General features: G+C 64.5%; 18 protein-coding genes. 14 read left to right on the top strand and 4 right to left on the bottom strand.

Annotated elements, in window-relative coordinates:
• Positions 1–7: 7 nt before the first annotated feature.
• Together tkt and rpe are read right to left on the bottom strand one after the other, a co-directional pair.
• Positions 8–2,026: a transketolase gene (gene tkt, locus ABQE44_RS24400; RefSeq protein WP_448432388.1), complete on the bottom strand. Its 2,019-nt coding sequence runs from the start codon at positions 2,024–2,026 to the stop codon at positions 8–10.
• A complete protein-coding gene (rpe, locus tag ABQE44_RS24395) occupies positions 2,023–2,718 on the bottom strand; it encodes a ribulose-phosphate 3-epimerase (protein WP_084223643.1) in 696 nt (231 codons plus the stop codon). The genes tkt and rpe overlap by 4 nt, the downstream gene beginning before the upstream one ends.
• A gap of 143 nt (positions 2,719–2,861) precedes the next feature.
• Between rpe and ABQE44_RS24390 the strand changes: the two genes are divergently transcribed.
• Positions 2,862–3,533: a response regulator gene (locus ABQE44_RS24390; protein WP_064927826.1), complete on the top strand. Its 672-nt coding sequence runs from the start codon at positions 2,862–2,864 to the stop codon at positions 3,531–3,533.
• Between the two features lie 19 nt (positions 3,534–3,552).
• Here the strand turns inward: ABQE44_RS24390 and ABQE44_RS24385 are convergent, their stop codons facing one another.
• On the bottom strand, positions 3,553–4,551 hold the full coding sequence (locus ABQE44_RS24385; protein ID WP_069407306.1) for a class I fructose-bisphosphate aldolase: 999 nt from the start codon (positions 4,549–4,551) through the stop codon (positions 3,553–3,555).
• Between the two features lie 182 nt (positions 4,552–4,733).
• Here ABQE44_RS24385 and ABQE44_RS24380 point away from each other — a divergent pair, with 182 nt between their 5' ends.
• The 4 genes from ABQE44_RS24380 to ABQE44_RS24365 are packed head-to-tail and all read left to right on the top strand — an operon-like array spanning position 4,734 to position 8,519.
• Positions 4,734–6,164 carry a form I ribulose bisphosphate carboxylase large subunit gene (locus ABQE44_RS24380; RefSeq protein ID WP_448421894.1) on the top strand — a complete coding sequence of 477 codons (1,431 nt, stop codon included), beginning with the start codon at positions 4,734–4,736 and terminating at the stop codon, positions 6,162–6,164.
• An 18-nt stretch (positions 6,165–6,182) separates the two neighbouring features.
• A complete protein-coding gene (locus ABQE44_RS24375; protein ID WP_064927829.1) occupies positions 6,183–6,608 on the top strand; it encodes a ribulose bisphosphate carboxylase small subunit in 426 nt (141 codons plus the stop codon).
• Between the two features lie 4 nt (positions 6,609–6,612).
• On the top strand, positions 6,613–7,611 hold the full coding sequence (gene cbbX / locus ABQE44_RS24370) for a CbbX protein (RefSeq protein ID WP_069407304.1): 999 nt from the start codon (positions 6,613–6,615) through the stop codon (positions 7,609–7,611).
• On the top strand, positions 7,608–8,519 hold the full coding sequence (locus ABQE44_RS24365) for a LysR family transcriptional regulator (RefSeq protein WP_448432386.1): 912 nt from the start codon (positions 7,608–7,610) through the stop codon (positions 8,517–8,519). Before cbbX ends, ABQE44_RS24365 begins: the two co-directional genes overlap by 4 nt.
• On the opposite strand, the gene ABQE44_RS24360 is transcribed toward ABQE44_RS24365, so the two are convergent.
• A complete protein-coding gene (locus tag ABQE44_RS24360; protein ID WP_448432384.1) occupies positions 8,509–9,666 on the bottom strand; it encodes an AraC family transcriptional regulator in 1,158 nt (385 codons plus the stop codon). The genes ABQE44_RS24365 and ABQE44_RS24360 overlap by 11 nt on opposite strands.
• Before the next feature lie 131 nt (positions 9,667–9,797).
• Between ABQE44_RS24360 and ABQE44_RS24355 the strand changes: the two genes are divergently transcribed.
• The 9 genes from ABQE44_RS24355 to hypF all read left to right on the top strand — a co-directional run bounded on the left by ABQE44_RS24355 (position 9,798) and on the right by hypF (position 19,978).
• Positions 9,798–10,346 carry a DUF1641 domain-containing protein gene (locus ABQE44_RS24355; RefSeq protein ID WP_069407301.1) on the top strand — a complete coding sequence of 183 codons (549 nt, stop codon included), beginning with the start codon at positions 9,798–9,800 and terminating at the stop codon, positions 10,344–10,346.
• 100 nt (positions 10,347–10,446) lie between these two features.
• A complete protein-coding gene (locus ABQE44_RS24350; RefSeq protein WP_448421887.1) occupies positions 10,447–11,418 on the top strand; it encodes an NADH-quinone oxidoreductase subunit B family protein in 972 nt (323 codons plus the stop codon).
• Positions 11,419–11,481: 63 nt separating this feature from the next.
• Positions 11,482–13,089 carry a nickel-dependent hydrogenase large subunit gene (locus ABQE44_RS24345; RefSeq protein WP_064927068.1) on the top strand — a complete coding sequence of 536 codons (1,608 nt, stop codon included), beginning with the start codon at positions 11,482–11,484 and terminating at the stop codon, positions 13,087–13,089.
• A complete protein-coding gene (locus ABQE44_RS24340) occupies positions 13,086–13,943 on the top strand; it encodes a hydrogenase maturation protease (RefSeq protein ID WP_448421884.1) in 858 nt (285 codons plus the stop codon). Before ABQE44_RS24345 ends, ABQE44_RS24340 begins: the two co-directional genes overlap by 4 nt.
• A 5-nt stretch (positions 13,944–13,948) precedes the next feature.
• Positions 13,949–14,215 (top strand): hypothetical protein, encoded by a 267-nt coding sequence (locus ABQE44_RS24335; protein WP_448432382.1) that lies wholly within the window; start codon positions 13,949–13,951, stop codon positions 14,213–14,215.
• 4 nt (positions 14,216–14,219) lie between these two features.
• Positions 14,220–15,485 (top strand): hypothetical protein, encoded by a 1,266-nt coding sequence (locus tag ABQE44_RS24330; RefSeq protein WP_448432380.1) that lies wholly within the window; start codon positions 14,220–14,222, stop codon positions 15,483–15,485.
• Positions 15,486–15,501: 16 nt separating this feature from the next.
• Positions 15,502–16,422, top strand: a complete 921-nt coding sequence (locus tag ABQE44_RS24325) for a NifU family protein (RefSeq protein WP_069406941.1) — start codon at positions 15,502–15,504, stop codon at positions 16,420–16,422.
• The gene (locus ABQE44_RS24320; RefSeq protein WP_448421878.1) at positions 16,419–17,615 is read left to right on the top strand and encodes an NHL repeat-containing protein; all 1,197 of its coding nucleotides are present in this window, start codon (positions 16,419–16,421) and stop codon (positions 17,613–17,615) included. The genes ABQE44_RS24325 and ABQE44_RS24320 overlap by 4 nt, the downstream gene beginning before the upstream one ends.
• Positions 17,612–19,978 (top strand): carbamoyltransferase HypF, encoded by a 2,367-nt coding sequence (gene hypF, locus ABQE44_RS24315; RefSeq protein ID WP_448432378.1) that lies wholly within the window; start codon positions 17,612–17,614, stop codon positions 19,976–19,978. Before ABQE44_RS24320 ends, hypF begins: the two co-directional genes overlap by 4 nt.
• Positions 19,979–19,981: the final 3 nt, after the last annotated feature.

Below are 19,981 nucleotides of genomic sequence, written 5' to 3'. Positions count from 1 at the left end.
CATCACATCAAGCACGACGACCCATCGCGGCGTCGGCTACGGCGGTCGGCGTCAGCCCGAGGTGTGCGGCGACCTCGGCGCCCGGCCCGCTGGCGCCGAACCGCTGGATGCCGATGACCGTATCGCGCGGGCCCGCCAGCGCTCGCCAACCTGTGCTCACTCCGGCTTCGATCCACACGATCGGCGCATCCGGGAACGAGTAAGTTGCCTCGACCATGACGCTGTCGAGCTTCTCGCGCCACATCACCGATGCGACGGTGGCCTTCACGCCACGACCGGCAAGGATGTCGGCGGCATCGAGGGCGAGTGCGACCTCAGAACCGCTCGCCGCAAGGATGACATCGGGACGCGTGTCCGCGTACTTCACGGTACGGCTGCCGTACCGCCGGATGTCGTCCAGACCGGCGCCGCCGAGGATCGGTAAGTCCTGGCGGCTCAGGACCAGAGCTGTCGGGCCAGCCGTGTTCGCGGCGGCTAGCTGCCATGCCAACGTGGTCTCAGCCGCATCAGCCGGACGCAGCACGGTCAGGCCGGGGATCAGGCGCAGCGATTCGATCTGTTCGATGGGCTGATGGGTTGGTCCATCCTCGCCGACGTACACCGAATCATGGGTGAACACATAGATGACAGGCAGCTTCATCAGTGCCGAGAGTCGCAGCGCCGGTCGTAGATAGTCCGCAAACACCAGGAACGTGCTGCCGAAGGGGCGTAGGCCGCCATGCAGCGCGATACCGTTCATCACCGCGGCCATCGCATGTTCGCGGACACCGAAATGAATTGTCCGTCCGGCATAGTCGTCGGGACCCACGAAGCCGCCGGGGATGACGGTGTTCGTCGATCCGGCCAGATCGGCCGAACCGCCCACTAGCCCCGGGTACGTTGCCGAAAGTGCGTTCAATGCGGCGCCCGAGGCCTTACGGGTTGCTGTTTTGCCACCGGGCATCGCCTCGTCGGCCAGTGCTGTCAGGACGCCTATGTCTGCGGGTTCCGGCACAGCGTCGAGCGGGAAGTCCGCTGCCAGCGCAGGGTGGCTGGCCTGCCATCTTTCGTGTTCGGTGGACCAATCCGCGTATGCCACAGCACCGTTTGCGGCTGTGGCGGCGGCGATGGCACCGACAGCGAGGGGCACGTGGAATGGCACGTCCGGCCAGTCCAGCCGATTCCGCATGGTCGCAATCGTGTCGGCGCCCAGGGGGCTACCATGCGCCTTCGGTGTGCCCTCGATGCCGGGGGCACCGTAGCCGATCGTTGTCTTGACCCGGATGAAGGTAGGTCGGTCTTGGTCGCGCGCTGCGGTGAAGGCTTCATCGAGCGCACGCACGTCGTTACCGTCCTCGACAGCCAATACCTGCCACCCGCATGCCACGAAACGACCCTCGACGTCGTCAGCGCAGCTCTGCGTGGCCGGGCCGTCGATGGTGATGTCGTTGTCGTCGAAGATCACCGTCAGCTTGCTCAGTCTTAGCCTGCCGGCCAACGACACGGCCTCATGCGAGATACCTTCCATCAGGTCGCCGTCCCCGGCCAACACCCAGGTGCGGTGGTCGACGACCGTATGGTCGGCAGTGTTGCAGCGGGCAGCCAGCATTCGCTCGGCCAGCGCCATGCCCACCGCGTTGGCCAGTCCTTGGCCAAGCGGGCCGGTTGTGGTTTCGACGCCCGGTGTGTGGCCATACTCCGGATGCCCGGGAGTCTGTGACCCGAGCTGGCGAAACCGGCGCAGTTGGTCGATCGGTAGGTCGTATCCGAACACGTTCAACAACGCATACAGCAACATCGAGCCGTGACCCGCTGACAACACAAACCTGTCCCGGTCGGGCCAGAGAGGATTGGCCGGGTCGTGGCGGAGATGGCGTGCCCACAATGTCCACGCGATCGGAGCAGCGCCTAATGGCAGACCCGGATGCCCGCTGTTGGCGGCCTGCACACCGTCGGCGGCCAGAAAACGCAGCGTGTTGATCGCGAGCTGGTCGAGTTCTTCTGACTGCGAACGTGTTTCGTCTGGTGTGCTGGGTGCCGTGGTCACTGCATCACCAGCCGCTCGGTTGCGGCCGCACGCAGCGCCGCGGTGCGCTCCGCCATGGTTTCGGCTCCGGTGAACAATGCCGAGCCAGCACAGAACACCGTCGCTCCTGCCGCTGCGGCACCTGCGATGGTCGCTGCACCGATTCCGCCATCCACCTCGAGCTCGATATCCAGTCCGCGCCTGTCGATTTCGTCCCGCGCTTCGGCGATCTTCGTTTCCATGCTGGACAGATAACGTTGACCGCCGAAGCCCGGATTGACCGTCATCACCAACAAGAGATCGGTAACGTCGAGCACGTTGACGACCGCGTCCAGGGGAGTGGCCGGGTTCAGTGCGACGCCTGCGCGCGCGCCAAGGTTGCGGATCAGCGAAAGGGTGCGGTGCAGATGCCGGCAGGCCTCGGCGTGCACAATGACAATCTGGCAACCCGCTTCCACCCAACGTGGCAGCATCGGGTCGGGGTCCTCCACCATCAGGTGTGCCTCGAAGCCGATACCGACGCGCTTGCGGTTGGCGGCGATGACATCGGGGCCGAACGTGATGTTCGGGACGAAACGGCCATCCATGACGTCCCACTGGATCCGGTCGATTCCCGCCTCCTCGATTTCCTCGACGTCGCGGCCCAGATACGCAAAGTTTGCGGGTAGGACGGATGCGACGAGCTTGGGTTCTCCCATCACCATCGGCGGCATCGGCCACTCCTTTCCTGTTGGCGCCGATGGTAGGAATGCGAAGCGGGTCATTAATCCCCCAAAATGGGGGATAGGTGGGGTTAAACCCGGTGACCTCAGAAATTTCCGTGGACGGTTAAACAAATCGCAATTAGTGTGAGTGCATGACGGCGCCAGCATCAGCGGGCCCATTGCGGGTCGTACTTGTCGATGATCATGAGATCGTAATTGAGGGTCTCAAGGCAATGCTCGCGGCATTCAAAAATCGGGTACGTATTGTCGGTCAAGCGGTCGGCGTGGAATATGCCCTGACGGTAATTGATAGCTTGCAGCCCGATATTGTGTTGTGTGACGTGCGAATGCGCGGGGGAAGTGGACTCGATCTGTGCCGGGCGGTCCACGAACACCAGCCCGAGCGCAAGGTTGTCCTGCTGTCGGTGTACGACGACGAGCAGTACCTGTTCCAGGCGCTCCGGGCCGGGGCCTCGGGGTACCTGCTGAAGGGCGTCAGCAGTGACGAACTTGTGCAGCAGCTCGAGTACGTGCACAGCGGCTCGACGGCGATCGACGCGAGTCTCGCCGCCCGAGCGGCCGACACCGCGGCCCGCCTGCAACGTAAGGAGTTCTGGCCTGGCGCTAGCCACGGACTCACCCAACGTGAGAGTGAGATTCTCTCCCTCGTGGTGTCTGGGCTGTCCAACCGAGGCCTGGCCAGCAAACTCTTTATCGGCGACGAGACGGTTAAGAGTCACTTGCGTTCCATCTACCGCAAGCTGGACGTCAGCGACCGGACCGCTGCGGTGGCCGTCGCGCTGCGCGAGGGCATCTTCCAGTGATTGCGGCCGAGTACTGCGCTCAGGCTGACTGAAGCTCACTGCGCAATCGCACCGCGGCGGCATTGGCTGCGACGTGCATCGCGAGTGCGGCTTGCCCGTCGGTGACTCGTGCCTCCTCACCGCGCCATGCAGCCAGCGCGGGTGAGACCAGAGCCCGGCCGAAGGAGAAGGTCAGGGGCCAGGGGGTCTGCTGCGTTTGGAGCGCCTCGAGATTTGCGGTGGCCCGCTCCGGCGATTGACCGCCGGAGAGGAAGGCCACGCCGGCCAAACTGGCCGGCCAAGCCCGCAACACGCGCACGGTGGCGTCGGCCACCTGCTGCGGTGTCGCGTGCTCGGGATGATCTGCACCCTCGGTGATCATGTTGGGCTTGAGCACGATCCCACCCAGGTCGACATTGAGCACCCCGAGTTGTTGGCGCACCGCGGCATGCACGGACGCGGTGACATCGGCACAACGTTCGATGGGGTGGTCGCCTGCGGTGAGCACCTCAGGCTCCACGATGGGCACCAGGCCCGCTTCCTGACATGCAGCGGCATACCGTGCGAGCGCATTTGCATTGCTGGTGATGGCGCCCCAGCTGGGTCCGTTCTGGGTGATCGTGTACACCGCGCGCCACTTCGCGAAGGCGGCACCCATCTGGGCGTAGCGGGCCAACCGGTCGCTGAGCCCGTCGAGGCCCTCGGTGATGGTTTCGCCGGGCAGCCCCGGACATGGTTTGGCGCCGGTGTCGACCTTGATCCCGGGCAATATGTCGAGCTCGCGAACGGCCTGCGCGAAGGGGCGGCCGTCGGAGAACACCTGATTGAGCGTCTCGTCACAGAAGATGATCCCTGAAACGCCGTCGGACAGGCCGGGCGTGCTGACCAACAGTTCGCGGTAGTCGCGGCGGCTCGTTGCGCTCGGCGTGACGCCTGCATTCTCCAATCGGGACGACATGGTGGAAATACTCTCGTCGGCCGCCAGGATCCCCTTCCCGGGGCTGACCAGTTGGGCTGCGATCTGGGTGCAGGTGCTCATCGATACTCCTCGTCGTAGGAACCCCGTGAGGTTTGTGTCCGTAAGGCTATGAGCTGGCGGAACAGAATTACCTCACCCAGGAGGTGGATCCGACAGGGGATGGTGATACTTAAGTATTTGCTTCTGAATTAGCGTCGAATTACCGATGGACAGCTTTATGATCGGGTGGAAACATTCGCGTCATGACAGACAGATGGAACGCGGGAGTCATCCCCTACGCAGAGATGGGCTACTGGCAACCGGACTACGTCCCCAGGGACTCCGATGTGTTGTGCGCCTTCAGGATCACCCCTCAAGACGGGGTGCCGCCCGAGGAAGCCGGCGCGGCGGTGGCCGGTGAATCCAGTACCGCGACATGGACGGTGGTGTGGACCGACCGGCTCACGACCTTTGAGCACTATCAGGCCAAGTGTTACAGCGTCGAGGCTGTCCCCAACGCCCCCGGGCAGTGGATCGCCCTCATCGCCTACGACATCGACCTGTTCGAGGAGGCCTCGATCGCCAACCTCACCAGCTCGATCATCGGCAACGTGTTCGGGTTCAAGCCGCTCAAGGCTCTGCGCCTGGAGGATATGCGGATCCCCACGCACTACGTCAAGACGTTCCAGGGCCCCGCGCACGGGATCGTGATGGAACGCGAGTACCTGGGTAAGTTCGGCCGGCCGCTGCTTGGCGCGACCACCAAACCCAAGCTCGGCCTATCAGCGCGCAACTACGGTCGCGTCGTCTACGAGGCGCTGCGCGGGGGCCTTGACTTCACCAAGGACGACGAAAACATCAACTCGCAGCCGTTCATGCGGTGGCGGGACCGCTTCCTGTTCTGCATGGAAGCGGTCAACCGGGCACAGGCGGCGACGGGCGAGATCAAGGGGCACTACCTCAACATCACCGCAGGCACCATGGAGGAGATGTATGAGCGGGCCGATTTCGCGGCCGAACTCGGCTCGGTGGTGGTGATGATCGACCTGACGATTGGCTACACGGCCATCCAGTCGATGGCCAAATGGGCCCGCGACCACAGCGTGCTGCTGCATCTGCACCGCGCCGGCCACGGCACCTACACCCGGCAGAAGACCCACGGTGTGAGCTTCCGGGTGATCGCCAAATGGATGCGGCTGGCCGGTGTCGACCACATCCATGCGGGCACCGTCGTGGGCAAGCTTGAGGGTGACCCGAACACCACCGCAGGCTTCTACGACACCCTGCGCCTGGACAGCATCCCGGCCGACCCGGTCAAGGGTCTGTACTTCGACCAAAAGTGGGCATCGATGCCCGGTGTCATGCCGGTGGCCTCCGGCGGTATCCACGCCGGCCAGATGCACCAGCTGATCCACTACCTGGGTGAGGACGTGATCTTGCAGTTCGGTGGCGGCACCATCGGGCATCCGATGGGTATCGCCTCGGGCGCCGAGGCCAACCGTGTGGCGCTGGAAGCCATGATCAAGGCTCGAAACGAGGGCCGCGATTACTACAAGGAAGGGCCAGACATCCTCAAGAAGGCGGCGTCGCAGAACCGGGCGCTGGACACCGCGCTGGCCACCTGGGGCGACATCACTTTCAACTACGAGTCCACCGATACACCCGACGTCGTCGCGACACCGACGACGGTCTGACCCGAGGCGAGTTGACATATGCGAATCACCCAGGGCACCTTCTCTTACCTTCCCGACTTCACCGACGAGGAGATCACCGCTCAGATCGACTACGCACTGTCCAATGGCTGGCCCTTGTCGGTCGAGTTCACCGACGACCCGCATCCGCGCAACACCTACTGGGAGATGTGGGGGCTGCCAATGTTCGACCTCAAGGATCCGGCTGGGGTGCTGCTCGAGGTCAACGCGTGCCGGACGGCCAACCCGAACAGCTACATTCGGCTCAACGCCTACGATGCGGGCTTGGGCCGGCAGACGACCGCCCTGTCGTTCATCGTCAATCGGCCCGCCGAGGAACCCGGTTTCCGCCTCGACCGCGCCGAGAGGGCTAACCGCCAGATCGGCTACACCACCTATTCGTATGCGACCGAGCGTCCCGAAGGGGACAGGTACCAACCGGGGTGAATCGATGACGCTCCAATCCGCCGAGAACCCGCGCAGCCCGTTCGGGTACCGGCCGCGTCCGGCTCCCGGTCCTCAACGGGACGGGGAGTCGGACGTGCCGGAGCGGGAGACCCTGCCCGCCGATGCTGTGGTCGACCTTTCTGTCGCGCGCCGCGAGTCGGGCGTGGAGGAGGTACTGGCCAAACTCGACGGTGAGCTCGTCGGGCTGGTGCCGGTGAAGACACGCATTGCCGAAATCGCCGCGTTGCTGCTGGTGGACAGGGTGCGGGCACGTTTTGGTGTGAGTGCGCCGCAGCCCACCCTGCACATGTGTTTCACCGGGAACCCAGGCACCGGTAAGACCACCGTCGCGATACGGATGGCCGATCTCTTGCATCGGCTCGGCTACCTCCGCCGCGGGCACCTGGTCAGTGTCACCCGCGACGATCTGGTCGGTGAGTATGTCGGGCACACTGCCCCGAAGACCAAGGACGTCATCAAACGGGCGATGGGCGGTGTGCTGTTCATCGATGAGGCGTACTACCTCTACAAAGTGGAGAACGATCGCGATTACGGCTCGGAGGCAATCGAGATTCTGCTGCAGGTGATGGAGAACAACCGCGATGATCTGGTGGTGATCCTGGCCGGTTACGCCGACAAGATGGATCAGTTCTTCTCCGCAAACCCGGGCATGCAGAGCCGGATCGCCCACCACATCACCTTCCCCGACTACACCGTCGATGAATTGAAGGACATCGCAATGTTGATGACCGAGGGAATGGGCTACCGGTTCTCAGACGAGGCCCACGAGGTGTTGCACCGATACCTGAAGCTGCGGATCGATCAGCCGTGGTTCGCCAATGCGCGCAGTGTGCGCAATGCGTTGGAGCGGGCCCGGCTGCGCCATGCTCGCCGGCTACTCGGCGGCGACGACCAGATGGTGGACTTGGCGGCGCTGTCCACCATCGAACCGGCCGATTTGCTGTCCAGCCGGGTGTTTCGAGCGGCCGAGAATAACCGATGACCACCAATGCGCGGCTCCGAGCGTTGGTCGAGCTGGCCGACACCGGCTCGGTGCGCGGTGCCGCCGAACGTCTTGTGGTCACCGAATCATCGATCTCCTCGGCGTTGCGGGCGCTGAGCCACGACATCGGCATCAATCTCGTCGACCGGTACGGCCGCGGAGTACGGTTGACGCCCGCCGGACAACGTTACGTCGAATACGCGCGGCGGATTCTTGGCCTGCACGACGAGGCGATCCTTGCTGCGCGTGGCGAGGCCGATCCGGAAAATGGCTCGGTCCGACTCGCCGCGGTCACCTCGGCCGGTGAACTACTGATTCCGGTCGCCCTGGCATCGTTTCGCACGCAATACCCCGGCGTCGTTCTGCATCTCGAGGTGGCACCTCGCAGCGCCGTCTGGCCTATGCTCGCCCGGCACGAGGTCGACATGGTGGTGGCCGGCCGTCCTCCGGCTGAGTTGAGCAAGACGGTGCGGGTGCGTGCGGTCAGCCCAAACGAGCTCGTCGTGGTGGGGGCACCCGCGGTGGCCGAGCGGTTTGAACCAGCCACCGCGACGTGGCTTCTGCGCGAGCCGGGATCGGGTACGCGGTCGACTTTGACCACACTGCTCGACGACCTCGACGTCACGCCGCCTCAGCTGGTGTTGGGATCGCACGGCGCGGTGGTGGCCGCTGCGGTCGCCGGCCTGGGGGTGACGCTGGTGTCGCGGCAGGCCGTGCGACGCGAATTGGAGTTGGGCACTTTGGTCGAGCTGTCGGTGCCCGGCACTCCGGTGAATCGGCCGTGGCACGTGGTCAGCCAAGATGCACCGACGATGTCCACGGAGTTGCTGATCACCCACCTACTGTCTCAGCGGGCACTGGGCTGGCGAAAATTCAGCGCGGTTCGGCGCGACACCGCTATCGCCTGAGAGTCTCCGACGGTGTTTCACCCCAGCGTTTGCGGTATTCCACCGCGAAGCTGCCCAGGTGATGAAACCCCCAGCGCTCAGCGACAGAAGTCACGGTGACACCGTCGGTCGGCATTGCATCGGTGAGCTCCTCGTGCACCCGCTGCATTCGTCGCTCGCGCACGAACATCATCGGTGTCATCGCCAGTTCCTCCCGGAAGCCTTGCTGAATTGATCTGACGCTCATGTGGACCGCCTTGGCCAACGACCCCATCGTGATGCGTTCGGCGAGGTGGTCCTCGATGTAGTTCATCGCCTCCCGGACCACGGCGCGCCGCTGGTCGGGCTGGGGCGGCTGGACGAACTCCTCGTGGTAGCTCGATGGCTGCAGTTGCAGCAGGCTGCTCATGACCAGTTCTTCCAGGGCGCCGATGCCCTGCCCTCGCTGCACCAGCGAGCCCGGATGGAAGACCTCGCTATGGATCAGCCCCACAGCCGCGTGCCAACGCATGGCGGCCTCGGTCGCCAGGTCGAACTCGGGGTTGAACTCCAGCGGCCGCCGCAGGGTGCGGCCGAGCAGCCGGGTCAGGTGCGCGACCATGGCAGGCGCCTCGACGCGGATTATCAGGTGTGGTGAATCGTGCTCGAAAGCGACGCGCAGAGATCCCTGCGGGCTGGTCACCAGCGAGCGGATGGTGTTGGCCTCGAACACCTGCCCGCGGTGACGCACTAGTGCGGTTCCGTTGGTTGGCATGTGCACAGCAAAGTACGGACCGTGGTCCGGGATCTCCAATGTGCATGCCACGTGCAGGTCGAGGTAGAGCATGCTGACATTGCGAAGGCGTACTCCATGCATCGTCGCAGCAAATCCGTCGCCGGCATGGGTGTCAACGTCGAGGGTGAGCGGTGCGAGCGCCTTGCCGATCAGGCGCGACGCCTCAGCGACGTCCTCGGTGTAGAAGATCTCCTTGTCGGCCAGAGCCGGCGGGACGCCGCGAGATCTGACCTTGCGCCGTACCGGGTTGCTGGTGCGGCGAACATCGATATAGCCCAGACGGGTCAGTCGGGACATTTCCGGACCGCGATGTCGAGCCGAACCGATGATGAAGCGCTGGATAAAGTATTTGCGGTAAACACGCAAGTCTCCCGTCCTCTTGGCGCGCGCCACCGTGTTCAAGTCTGCGTAATTCTGACAGCCTCTGCGTGAAAGCGATAGGCAGGTGGGTCACATGCCGTTAGGTTTGTGATCGTCGGCACATCGCATCGTGGCGCTTGGGCTCGGAAAGCAGGAGGTCTTGTATGACGGCAAACGGTCAAGTGATCGCCATCTCGCCGGCTGACGCCCTGCGCCAGCGGCTGGACGATCCTGCGGTCGCGGCTTCGCTGAACGATCTACTCGACCATGCCGATCTGTTGGCAATCCTGGTAGAGGGACTCGACGGGATGGTTCGGCGCGGTGACGAGATCGGCGCGTCGGTTGTCGCCGCCGTCGATGAGCTCAGAGAATCCACGGCCCCCGGCGCGATCCCCGGTGTCGAGTCATTCAGGGCTGTCGACCTGCGAGGTCTTGCCAGCAGCCTGGCCGCTCTGTCTGGGGCGCTGGTGGATGCAACTCCGGCGCTGAACACGCTGTTGACCTCGCGCCTCACCGATCCGCAAGCCGCTGACGTGCTCGCTCAGCTCGGGCAGGCATTGGTCGAGGGCAAGGCGGCGGCCGCGGCCGATCCCGGGGGGCCGAAAGGCATCTTCGGTCTGTGGCGCGTGAGCAAGGACAAGGACATCGTTCGAGGCCTGGGCTTCATGATCCAGGTGGCGCGTGCTTTCGGCCGCCGGCTCGCCCAGGAATAGCGAAAACCAGCCCAAACAAAAGTCAGACAAAATCATCAGCCCGCACCAATCCGCAACCCAATTGCGGCCTCGCCCTGGGTCGCTGTCGAGAGGAGTTCAAATGGCGTCAGTTCTGTGGTTCCAAGGAGGTGCATGTAGTGGGAATACGATGTCCTTCCTCAATGCGGATGAACCCAATGTCGTCGATTTGATTGTTGATTTTGGTCTCGATTTATTGTGGCATCCGTCATTGGGATTGGAATTAGGTGACAATGCCCAGAAAGTATTCTGGGATTGCGCAAAAGGGGAACGCCCACTTGACATCTTTGTATTCGAGGGCACCGTCATCGAAGCGCCCAACGGAAGCGGCCGAATGGACATGTTCGCCGACCGCGCGATGAAGGACTGGGTCATCGACCTCGCGGGCGCGGCGCAGATCGTGGTCGCCATCGGGGACTGCGCGTGCTGGGGCGGCATACCGGCGATGGAACCGAACCCGTCGGGCTCGACCGGGCTGCAGTTCCACAAGCGCGACAAGGGCGGGTTTCTGGGGCCGGACTTCCGATCGAAGATGGGTCTGCCGGTCATAAACATTCCGGGCTGTCCCGCGCATCCGGACTGGATCACCCAGATCCTTGTCGCACTCGCGTCGGGGCGCGCCGGCGATATCGCGCTCGACGAACTGCATCGGCCGGAGACCTTCTTCAAAACCTTCACCCAAACCGGGTGCACGCGTGTGCAATTCTTCGAGTACAAGCAGTCGACCCTGTCGTTTGGTGAGGGCACCCGCACTGGCTGCCTGTTCTACGAGTTCGGCTGCCGCGGGCCCATGACGCATTCGCCGTGCAACCGCATCCTGTGGAACCGCCAGTCGTCGAAGACCAGGGCCGGGATGCCGTGCCTTGGCTGCACCGAGCCTGAGTTCCCGCACTTCGACCTCGCACCGGGAACGTTGTTCAAGACCCAGAAGGTCAGCGGGATGATTCCGAAGGAAGTTCCGGAAGGTTCCGATCACCTCACCTACATGGCCCATGCGGCGGCCGCGCGAATCGCTGCCCCGCAGTGGTCCAAAGAAGACATGTTCGTGGTCTAGACGGTGGCGAAACATCGCGCGGCCAAACCATCAGCCAAGGTTTATCGGAAGGACCAAACCAACATGACCGAGCTTGATCTGTTCGTCAGCCCATTGGGCCGGGTCGAGGGCGACCTCGACGTCCGCGTCACCGTTGAGGATGGAGTCGTCACCTCCGCCTGGACGGAGGCCGCGATGTTTCGCGGCTTCGAAATCATCTTGCAGGGTAAGGACCCGCAGGCCGGCCTGGTGGTCTGCCCGCGCATCTGTGGGATCTGCGGCGGCAGCCACCTTTACAAATCTGCCTACGCGCTCGACACCGCGTGGCGGACCCATCTGCCGCCGAATGCGACCCTGGTCCGCAATATCTGCCAGGCCTGCGAAACCTTGCAGTCGATACCGCGCTACTTCTATGCGTTGTTCGCAATCGACCTGACCAATAAGAACTACGCGAAGTCACCGCTGTACGCAGAATCGGTGCGCCGGTTCGCACCGTATGTGGGCACCAGCTACCAGCCGGGTGTGGTGTTGTCGGCCAAACCGGTCGAGGTGTATGCCATTTTCGGGGGGCAGTGGCCGCACTCCAGCTTCATGGTGCCTGGCGGCGTGATGTGTGCGCCGACGCTGGCCGATGTCACCCGGTCGATCGCGATCCTCGAGCACTGGAAGGACAACTGGCTGGAGAAGCAGTGGTTGGGCTGCTCGGTCGACCGATGGCTGGAGAACGAGACCTGGGAGGACGTGCTGGCCTGGGTCGACGAAAACGAAGCCCAGTACAACAGTGACTGCGGCTTTTTCATCCGGTTCTGCCTGGACGTCGGCCTGGACAAATATGGCCAGGGCGTCGGCAACTACCTCGCTACCGGCACCTATTTCGATCCGTCGCAGTATGAGAACCCGACGATCGACGGGCGAAACGATGCGCTGATCGGCCGGTCCGGCGTTTATGCGAACGGACAGTGGCACACCTTCGACCAGGCGCGCGTCACCGAAGATGTCACGCACGCTTTCTACGAGGGCGACCGTCCGCTGCATCCATTCGAGGGTGAGACCATTCCGATCGACCCCGAAGTCGGTCGTACACAAGGGAAATACAGTTGGGCCAAGTCACCTCGGTACGACATTCCCAGTCTCGGGCACATCCCGCTGGAAGCCGGACCGCTGGCGCGTCGGATTGCGGCCGGCGGCCCGAACCCGCTGCCGCACCAGGACAACGATCCGCTGTTCCTGGACATCTACAACAAGATCGGCCCCAGTGTGCTGGTGCGCCAGCTCGCCCGTATGCACGAAGCGCCCAAGTACTATAAGTGGACACGAGCCTGGCTTGATGCGATCGATCTCAAGGAGAGTTTCTACACCAAACCGGTCGAACACGCCGAAGGTAAGGGGTTCGGCGCCACCGAGGCCGCTCGTGGGGCTCTGGCAGACTGGATTGTCATCGAAGACAACAAGATCAAGAACTACCAAGTGATCACACCCACGGCGTGGAACATCGGCCCGCGCGATGCCGCACAATCGTTGGGGCCGATCGAGAAGGCTCTGGTCGGGTCGCCGATCGTCGATGTGGAGGATCCGGTCGAGCTTGGCCACGTTGCCCGCAGTTTCGACTCCTGCCTAGTCTGCACGGTGCACGCCTACGACGGGAAATCGGGTCGTGAGCTGTCTCGGTTCGTGATCAACGGAATGGTGTGATTCCGACGTCTACCGAATCCCATTCCTACCCTGCTGATTCCGGCGCTCAAGACAACGCTGTCGATATCGAAACGTCCGGCTGCGAGGTCCTGGTCGTCGGGTGCGGCAACCTGTTGCGTGGTGACGACGGGGTCGGACCGATCCTGGTCCGCCACCTGTGGGAACGCGGTGTCCCCGACGGTGCCCGTCTGGTCGATGGTGGGACGGCAGGCATGGACGTGGCGTTCCAGATGAAGGGAGCGAAGCGGGTCGTCATCGTCGACGCCGCAGCCACCGGTGCGGCGCCGGGGACCGTCTACAAGGTGCCCGGCGCCGAACTAGCCGAACTGCCACCCCTGCAAGGGCTGCACACCCACTCGTTTCGCTGGGACCACGCAATCGCCTTCGCGCGCTGGGCGCTCGGTGAAGCTTGCCCGGACGACATCACGGTGTTCCTCATCGAGGCCGGCGGAGTGGAGCTCGGTGCGGACCTGAGCGAACACGTTGCGGCCGGGATGGAGAAGGTGATCGGCATCGTCGAGGCCGAATACCTTTCCGTGCTACGCCCGGTGGGAGACACCAGGCTGCAAGTCGAGTTCACCGCCGACGGCTATGTGCGGCTGGATGCCAGGCTGGCGGCCAGCCGGTTTCCATCGGATGCCGTCGCCGCGGTGCGGCGGGATGCCGACCTGTGGCTGATCCCGCTGCGCGGCCCCCGCAGTGGGGGTCTACTGCTCAAGCAGCGCAACCCGGCAGGCGACCGCAGCACGCTGGTGCGTGAAGTGTTGGATGACGATGTCCCGGTCGGCATTCGTGATGCATTCTGGGATGATGACCAGGGAGCACTGCGCGTTCCGATGGGGCCAGAAACGTGACCGCGATGTGTGAGGAACGTCCGGTCCGTCCCAAGGCCGCACACCCGAAGACTGTTGTCCGAGCCGGTGATTCCAGTGATGATGCGCGCGATGTCGAGGCTGTCGTGGTGGAGGAGCATGGCCGATGGGCGGTCGAGCTTGTCGTGGTATTCACCGACGGCGTGGTGCGGACCCGAATCTGTACTTACGCCACCAAGGCCAGGGCCGAGCTGGCGGCCAGTTTGATCAAGCGTGTTGCCGAGCGGGATTTGCGAGGACCTCTCAATGGCTGAGGCGATGACAACATTCTCGACAACTACGCAGGCCGCCGGGGTGCCGGTTACCCGGCCGCAGGCGCTGGGTGCATTTCCGCTTCCGCTGGGCTACATGCTGATTCCCGCGGGTCAGGATTGCGATCAGGTACGCGCCGAGTTGCTGGCCGGGCGTACCCCGCAATCCTGGCCAGCCCGGCTGCGAGCCCACGAACTGGTACTGGCCGGAGAGCGTGATGCCGCACTTGCAGCGCTGGCCGCTGACGACCCCGACGACGTCGTGGCACGATACAACCGTTTCGTCCTTGATCCCGACAGCGTCGACCCGGATACCTTACGCACGGCGCTCGGCGAATTCGGGGTGCTGGTCGACCTGGTCCTGTACGTCGTCGGACGCGCCGACGCCGCACCGGACAGCGGCTCCCTTGGCGCCGAACTGACGGCGGTGGTGTTGTCCGCGCAGGCCAGCGCGGCTTTGGCCGACGGTGATCCGGCCACGGCAATCGTGCTTATGGACAAGGCGATCGAGGCCGCAGCCGTGGTCTCCGCGCCACTGCAGGGAGTAATGCTGTCGGCCTCGGGTTCGATCTGCCGCGAAACCGGCGATCCGAGTGCACAACAGCGTTTGGAACGGGCACTGCGCTGCCTGGACAAGGCCGACAGCCTGCGGATTGCCCGCGCTGAGGTGCACATGAGCCTGGCCGGCCTGCTGCACGAGCAGTCGCAGGACCGTCCGGAGCTACTGCCGCAGTTGATACCGCATTACCACTCGGCGCTGCAGTTGGTGCTACGCGATGAGGCACCGCTGCTGTGGGCCGCCGCGCACGCCAATCTCGCGACCGCCTACCTGACCATGCCGATGGTCGAAGCATCCGGGCAGCTTCGGCTCGGTGTGGCAGCCCAGTCGTTGCGCTCGGCGCTGACCGTGTACACCAAGGAGGAACATCCCGAACAGTGGGCGAGTGTGCAACTCAACCTTGCAAACTCGTTGGTGTACACCCCATCAAGACACCAGGCCGACAACCTGGTCGAGGCAGTGGAGCTGTACGAGGCGGTGCTGGAGGCACGCGACCGCGACTCCGATCCACTCGGGCGGGCCAGGGTACTGGCCAATCAGGGCAATGTGTTGGCTCATCTCGGTGTCTTCGACCAGGCCCGCGCCAAGCTCTACGACGCCCGGTTCCTGTTCGAAGAGGCCGGGGACCACGACTCGGTGCGCGCGGTGCGCGGCGTGCTCGACGAGATATCCCGACAACGCACGCTGATCCGTACCGAAGTCGAAAACGGGTAGTAGAGAGGAGCGGCGCATGACGACCACCACCACGGCGGCCGCACCGTCGACGAATGCCGCGCAGGTAGCCGCATCGGAACCGGATTTCGAGACCCTGGCCAAACGGGTGGACGACGCGATTAGCGCGTTGAACCAACTCGATGACGGGTCACGCGCCGTCGCTGAGGAGGTCAAGGCCGCGATCGAGGCGGTGCACCGGGCTGGCCTGATCACGATGGTTCGGCGGATGCGCGCGGATGACGCCGCGCGTCCGGTGCTGTTCGAACTGGCCGATGACCCGGTGGTGCATCTGCTGCTTTCGCTGCACGGCATCGTCCGGCCAGATCCGATGACCCACGCCAACCGGGTGCTGGTCGAGGTTCGGCCGCAATTGCAGAGCCATGGCGGCGATGTCACGCTGGTGCGGATCGAGGACGGCACCGCGTTCGTGCGACTCGAAGGTGCTTGCAACGGCTGCTCGATGTCGTCGGTGACCCTGCGGAACCTGGTGGAAAGCGCGCTCACAGAGAACGTTCCGTCGGTGACCGGCGTCGAGGTGTTGGCGAACGAGCCCTCGCCCACGTTGATCCCCTTGGAATCCTTGCGCATCGGGCCGGATCCAGCCAGTGAAGGCTGGGTGAGCGCGGGGCCCTCCGCCGATGTGCATGACGGAGATCTGGTGGTGCGGAGATTGACGGCCACCTCAGGCGAGCAAGCCGAGGTGATCGTCGTCAACGTGGGGCAGCGTTTGTCGGCCTACCGCAACGAGTGCGCCCACGAAGGTCTGCCGTTGGACAACGCCGTGCTCGACGTCGTCGGTGGCACGCTCACCTGCCCGTGGCACGGCTTTTGCTACGACGCAAGTTCGGGTGAATGCCTCACCGCCCCCGGCGCACAGCTGGAACAGCTGCCGCTGCGCGTTGACCGAGGCGAACTCTGGGTCAGAGTCGGGACATGACCCGCTACACCGTCCGTCACAACGTCGGCGGTCGGTCGGCCCTGGTGGATACGGCGCCAGCGACCGACCTCAGCGACGGGTGGTCACCGGAAGTCTGGTTGGGCGCCCCGGCACCCGGCGGCCTGGCGTTACCGCCAGCGCATCCGTCGATGTCGTGGATGTACTCGCCGAGAGGAGTGTTCCTCGGATCGGACCACTTGGTAGTCGCCGATTCCGGCAACCACCGGGTGCTGGTGTGGCATGGCTACCCTGGTCACGACGAGCAACCGGCTGACATCGTGCTGGGACAGCCTGACGGCCATACCGAGGGTAAGGCCGCCGGCGGGCGCGGGCCCGAACGCGGCATGAACCTACCCACCGGGGTGCTGGTGCACCAGGGCAGGTTGATTGTTGCGGATGCGTGGCACCATCGCATCCTGATCTGGAACTCGGTGCCAGAGCGCAGCGATGTGGCACCGGATCTGATTCTGGGACAGCCGGATGCTTCTTCGGTCGCTCCCAACCAGGGGAAGACATGCTCGGCGTCGACGATGTACTGGCCGTTCGGGATCGCGGTGATCGGTTCACGATTCTGGGTTGCCGACACTGGAAATCGGCGGGTGCTGGGTTGGAAGGGCGGCATCCCCGAACCCGGGCAGCCCGCCGATATCGTCGTCGGCCAGCCCGACGCGGCCCATCGCTCGGAGAACCGTGGTGGCGCAGTGGGTCCGGCGAGTTTCCGCTGGCCCCACGATCTTGCCGGCCGTGACGATCTGCTGTTGGTGGCCGACGCCGGAGATCACCGGATACTGGGCTGGTCACCGCTGCCCTCGACCGACCGACCAGCCGATATTCTGGTGGGACAACCCGATTTCTCGGCATCCGAGGAGTGGCCGTATGGTCCGCATACCGGGGACCGCTTCCGCTTCCCGTATGCGATTGGACTCGATAGGGTCGGCGGAGAAGGGACTGAGCGGCTGGCGGTCGCGGACACGGCCAACAACCGAATTCTGTTGTGGGACAACCTTCCGGCCGATGGGCGCGCCGCTGATCATGTACTGGCCCAGCCGGGTTTCGGGTCCAACGGCGAGAACCGCTGGACATCGGTTCAGCGGGACACCCTGTGCTGGCCATACGGGATTTCGCTGCGGGCAGACAGATTGGCGGTAGCGGACTCGGGAAACAACCGCGTCGTCATCTGGCGGCGAGCATGACGGACGCTACGGTGTTGACGCAGCCCACTGACGTCCGGCGACTCCGATTCACCGTCGCCGGGGTGGTGCAGGGTGTCGGGTTTCGCCCGTTCGTGCATCGAGTCGCCACAGAACTCGGGTTGACCGGTTTCGTCGGCAACGATTCATCCTCGGTGTTCGTCGAGGTGCAGGGGCCCGCCCGGGCGCTCGAGGAATTCGCGTGCCGACTGCGCACCGATGCGCCACCATTGGCCACGATCGCCGCGGTGGCCCGGGCCGAGATGCCACTCGAGGCACACACCTTGGCACCGTTCCGGATCGTGACCAGTCGCCCGGCGGATGGCGCACCGACCCCCATCCCTCCCGATATCGCGATTTGCGACAACTGTGTCGCCGAACTGTTCGACCACGCCGATCGGCGCTACCGTCATCCCTTCGTGACATGCACCGACTGCGGTCCCCGGTTCACCATCATCCGCGAACTCCCATATGACCGTCCCGCCACCACGATGGCCGACTTCCCGATGTGTGCGCGCTGCGCCGCTGAATACCACGACGTGACCGATCGCCGGTTTCACGCCCAACCCATCGCCTGCCCGGATTGTGGTCCGACACTGTGGTTTCGGATGCACACCGCGGCCACCAACGCCCGGATCGACGGCACTGATGCCGCCATTGCTGCGGCGCAGCGGGCACTTCGTGCCGGGATGGTTGTCGCGATCAAGGGCATCGGCGGCTACCACCTCGCCTGCGCTGCCGACAACGACACCGCCGTGGGCAAGCTGCGCCAACGCAAGGCAAGGGCAGGTAAGCCGTTCGCTGTGATGGTGCGTGACCTAGCCGTGGCGCGGCGCTATGGCCAGATCGATGACGACGAAGCGGCGGTGCTGTCGACGTCAGCGCGGCCGATCGTGCTGGTCCGTCGTTTCCACGAGGCGCCGGTTGCCGCAGGCGTCGCGCCGGGCAGCCCCTGGATCGGATTGCTGCTTCCGTACTCGCCGATCCATCACCTACTGCTGTCAGAGGTTCCCGGCGCGGTCGAGCATGCCCCGGATGCAGTGGTGCTGACCAGTGCGAACCTATCCGATCAACCCATCTGTTACACCGATGAGGATGCAGCCGAACGTCTCCCGGCGCTGAGCGATGCGGTGATCGATCACAACCGGCCGATCTATGTGCCGTGTGACGACTCCGTGGTCCGGGTCCTCGACGGCAGGGAACTGCCGATCCGGCGTTCGCGTGGCTACGCCCCGTTGCCGATCGATTTCGGCGACAGCGCGGCCGCCGGGCCGACGGTGCTGGCGGTCGGCGGTGAACTCAAGAACACTTTCTGTCTGACGGATGGGCGTCGTGCTTATTGCTCAGCGCACATCGGCGATATGGGCGGTTGGGAGACATTGCGCGCGTTCGAACATTCGGTAGCCCAGATCAGCCGGATGCGACGGCATCCGATCCGGCTGGCGGCCGACATGCACCCCGGGTATCTGACCCGTAGCTGGGCTGAGCGCAACGCAGGGGGCCGGCCACTGGACCTGGTGCAGCATCACCACGCACATGTTGTGTCGCTGCTGGCTGAGCACGGCAGACTGGGTGAGCCGATCATCGGAATTGCTTTCGACGGCACCGGGTTCGGCGTGGATGGTGCGGTCTGGGGCGGTGAGGTCCTCGCGCTGGGCACTGATAGTCACCGGTTCACCCGGGTCGGCCATCTACGCCCGGTGCCGTTGGCCGGTGGCGATGCCGCGGTGCGCAATCCGTGCCGGATGGCGCTGTCCTATCTGTGGGCCGCAGGAATCAAGTGGGCGGCCGATCTGGCCCCGGTGACCGCGTTGACCGACGCGGAGCTGCGGCTGCTGCGGTCGCAGCTCGTCAGCGGCACTGGTTGCGTGCCATGCACCAGTATGGGCCGCCTGTTCGACGCGGTCGCCTCACTGCTGGGGGTTCGGCACCGCATCGAGTACGAGGGTCAGGCCGCCATCGAGCTCGAAGTGATGGCGACGGACGGGGCGGCGTCGTCAACCCCGGACCTTCGATTGTCCGTCGGATTCGGACCGGACGCCGGGGTACTGATGGACCCCTCGCCGATGTTGCGCTCGATGGTGTCGGCGCTGCGTGACGGTGCGGAGCCCGCGGCGCTGGCCGCGGCCTTCCACCACGCGGTGGCAGGCGCCGTCACCGAGACGGTCGGCCGGGTTGCCGGACCCGTTCGTCTGGTGGGGCTGACCGGCGGCGTCTTCCAGAATGTGCTGCTGATGCAAGCATGCCGACAGCAGCTCGTCGAGCGGGGCTTCGAGGTACTCGTTCACCGCGCAGTTCCCGCGAACGATGGAGGTATCGCATTGGGACAAGCAGCAGTATCGGTGTTGACGGCGCAGGAGGGCTGACGC

Source organism: Mycolicibacterium sp. XJ2546, assembly GCF_053483195.1.
Note: the sequence above shows the minus strand (reverse complement) of the source record. Positions and strands in the feature narration are given on the sequence as shown.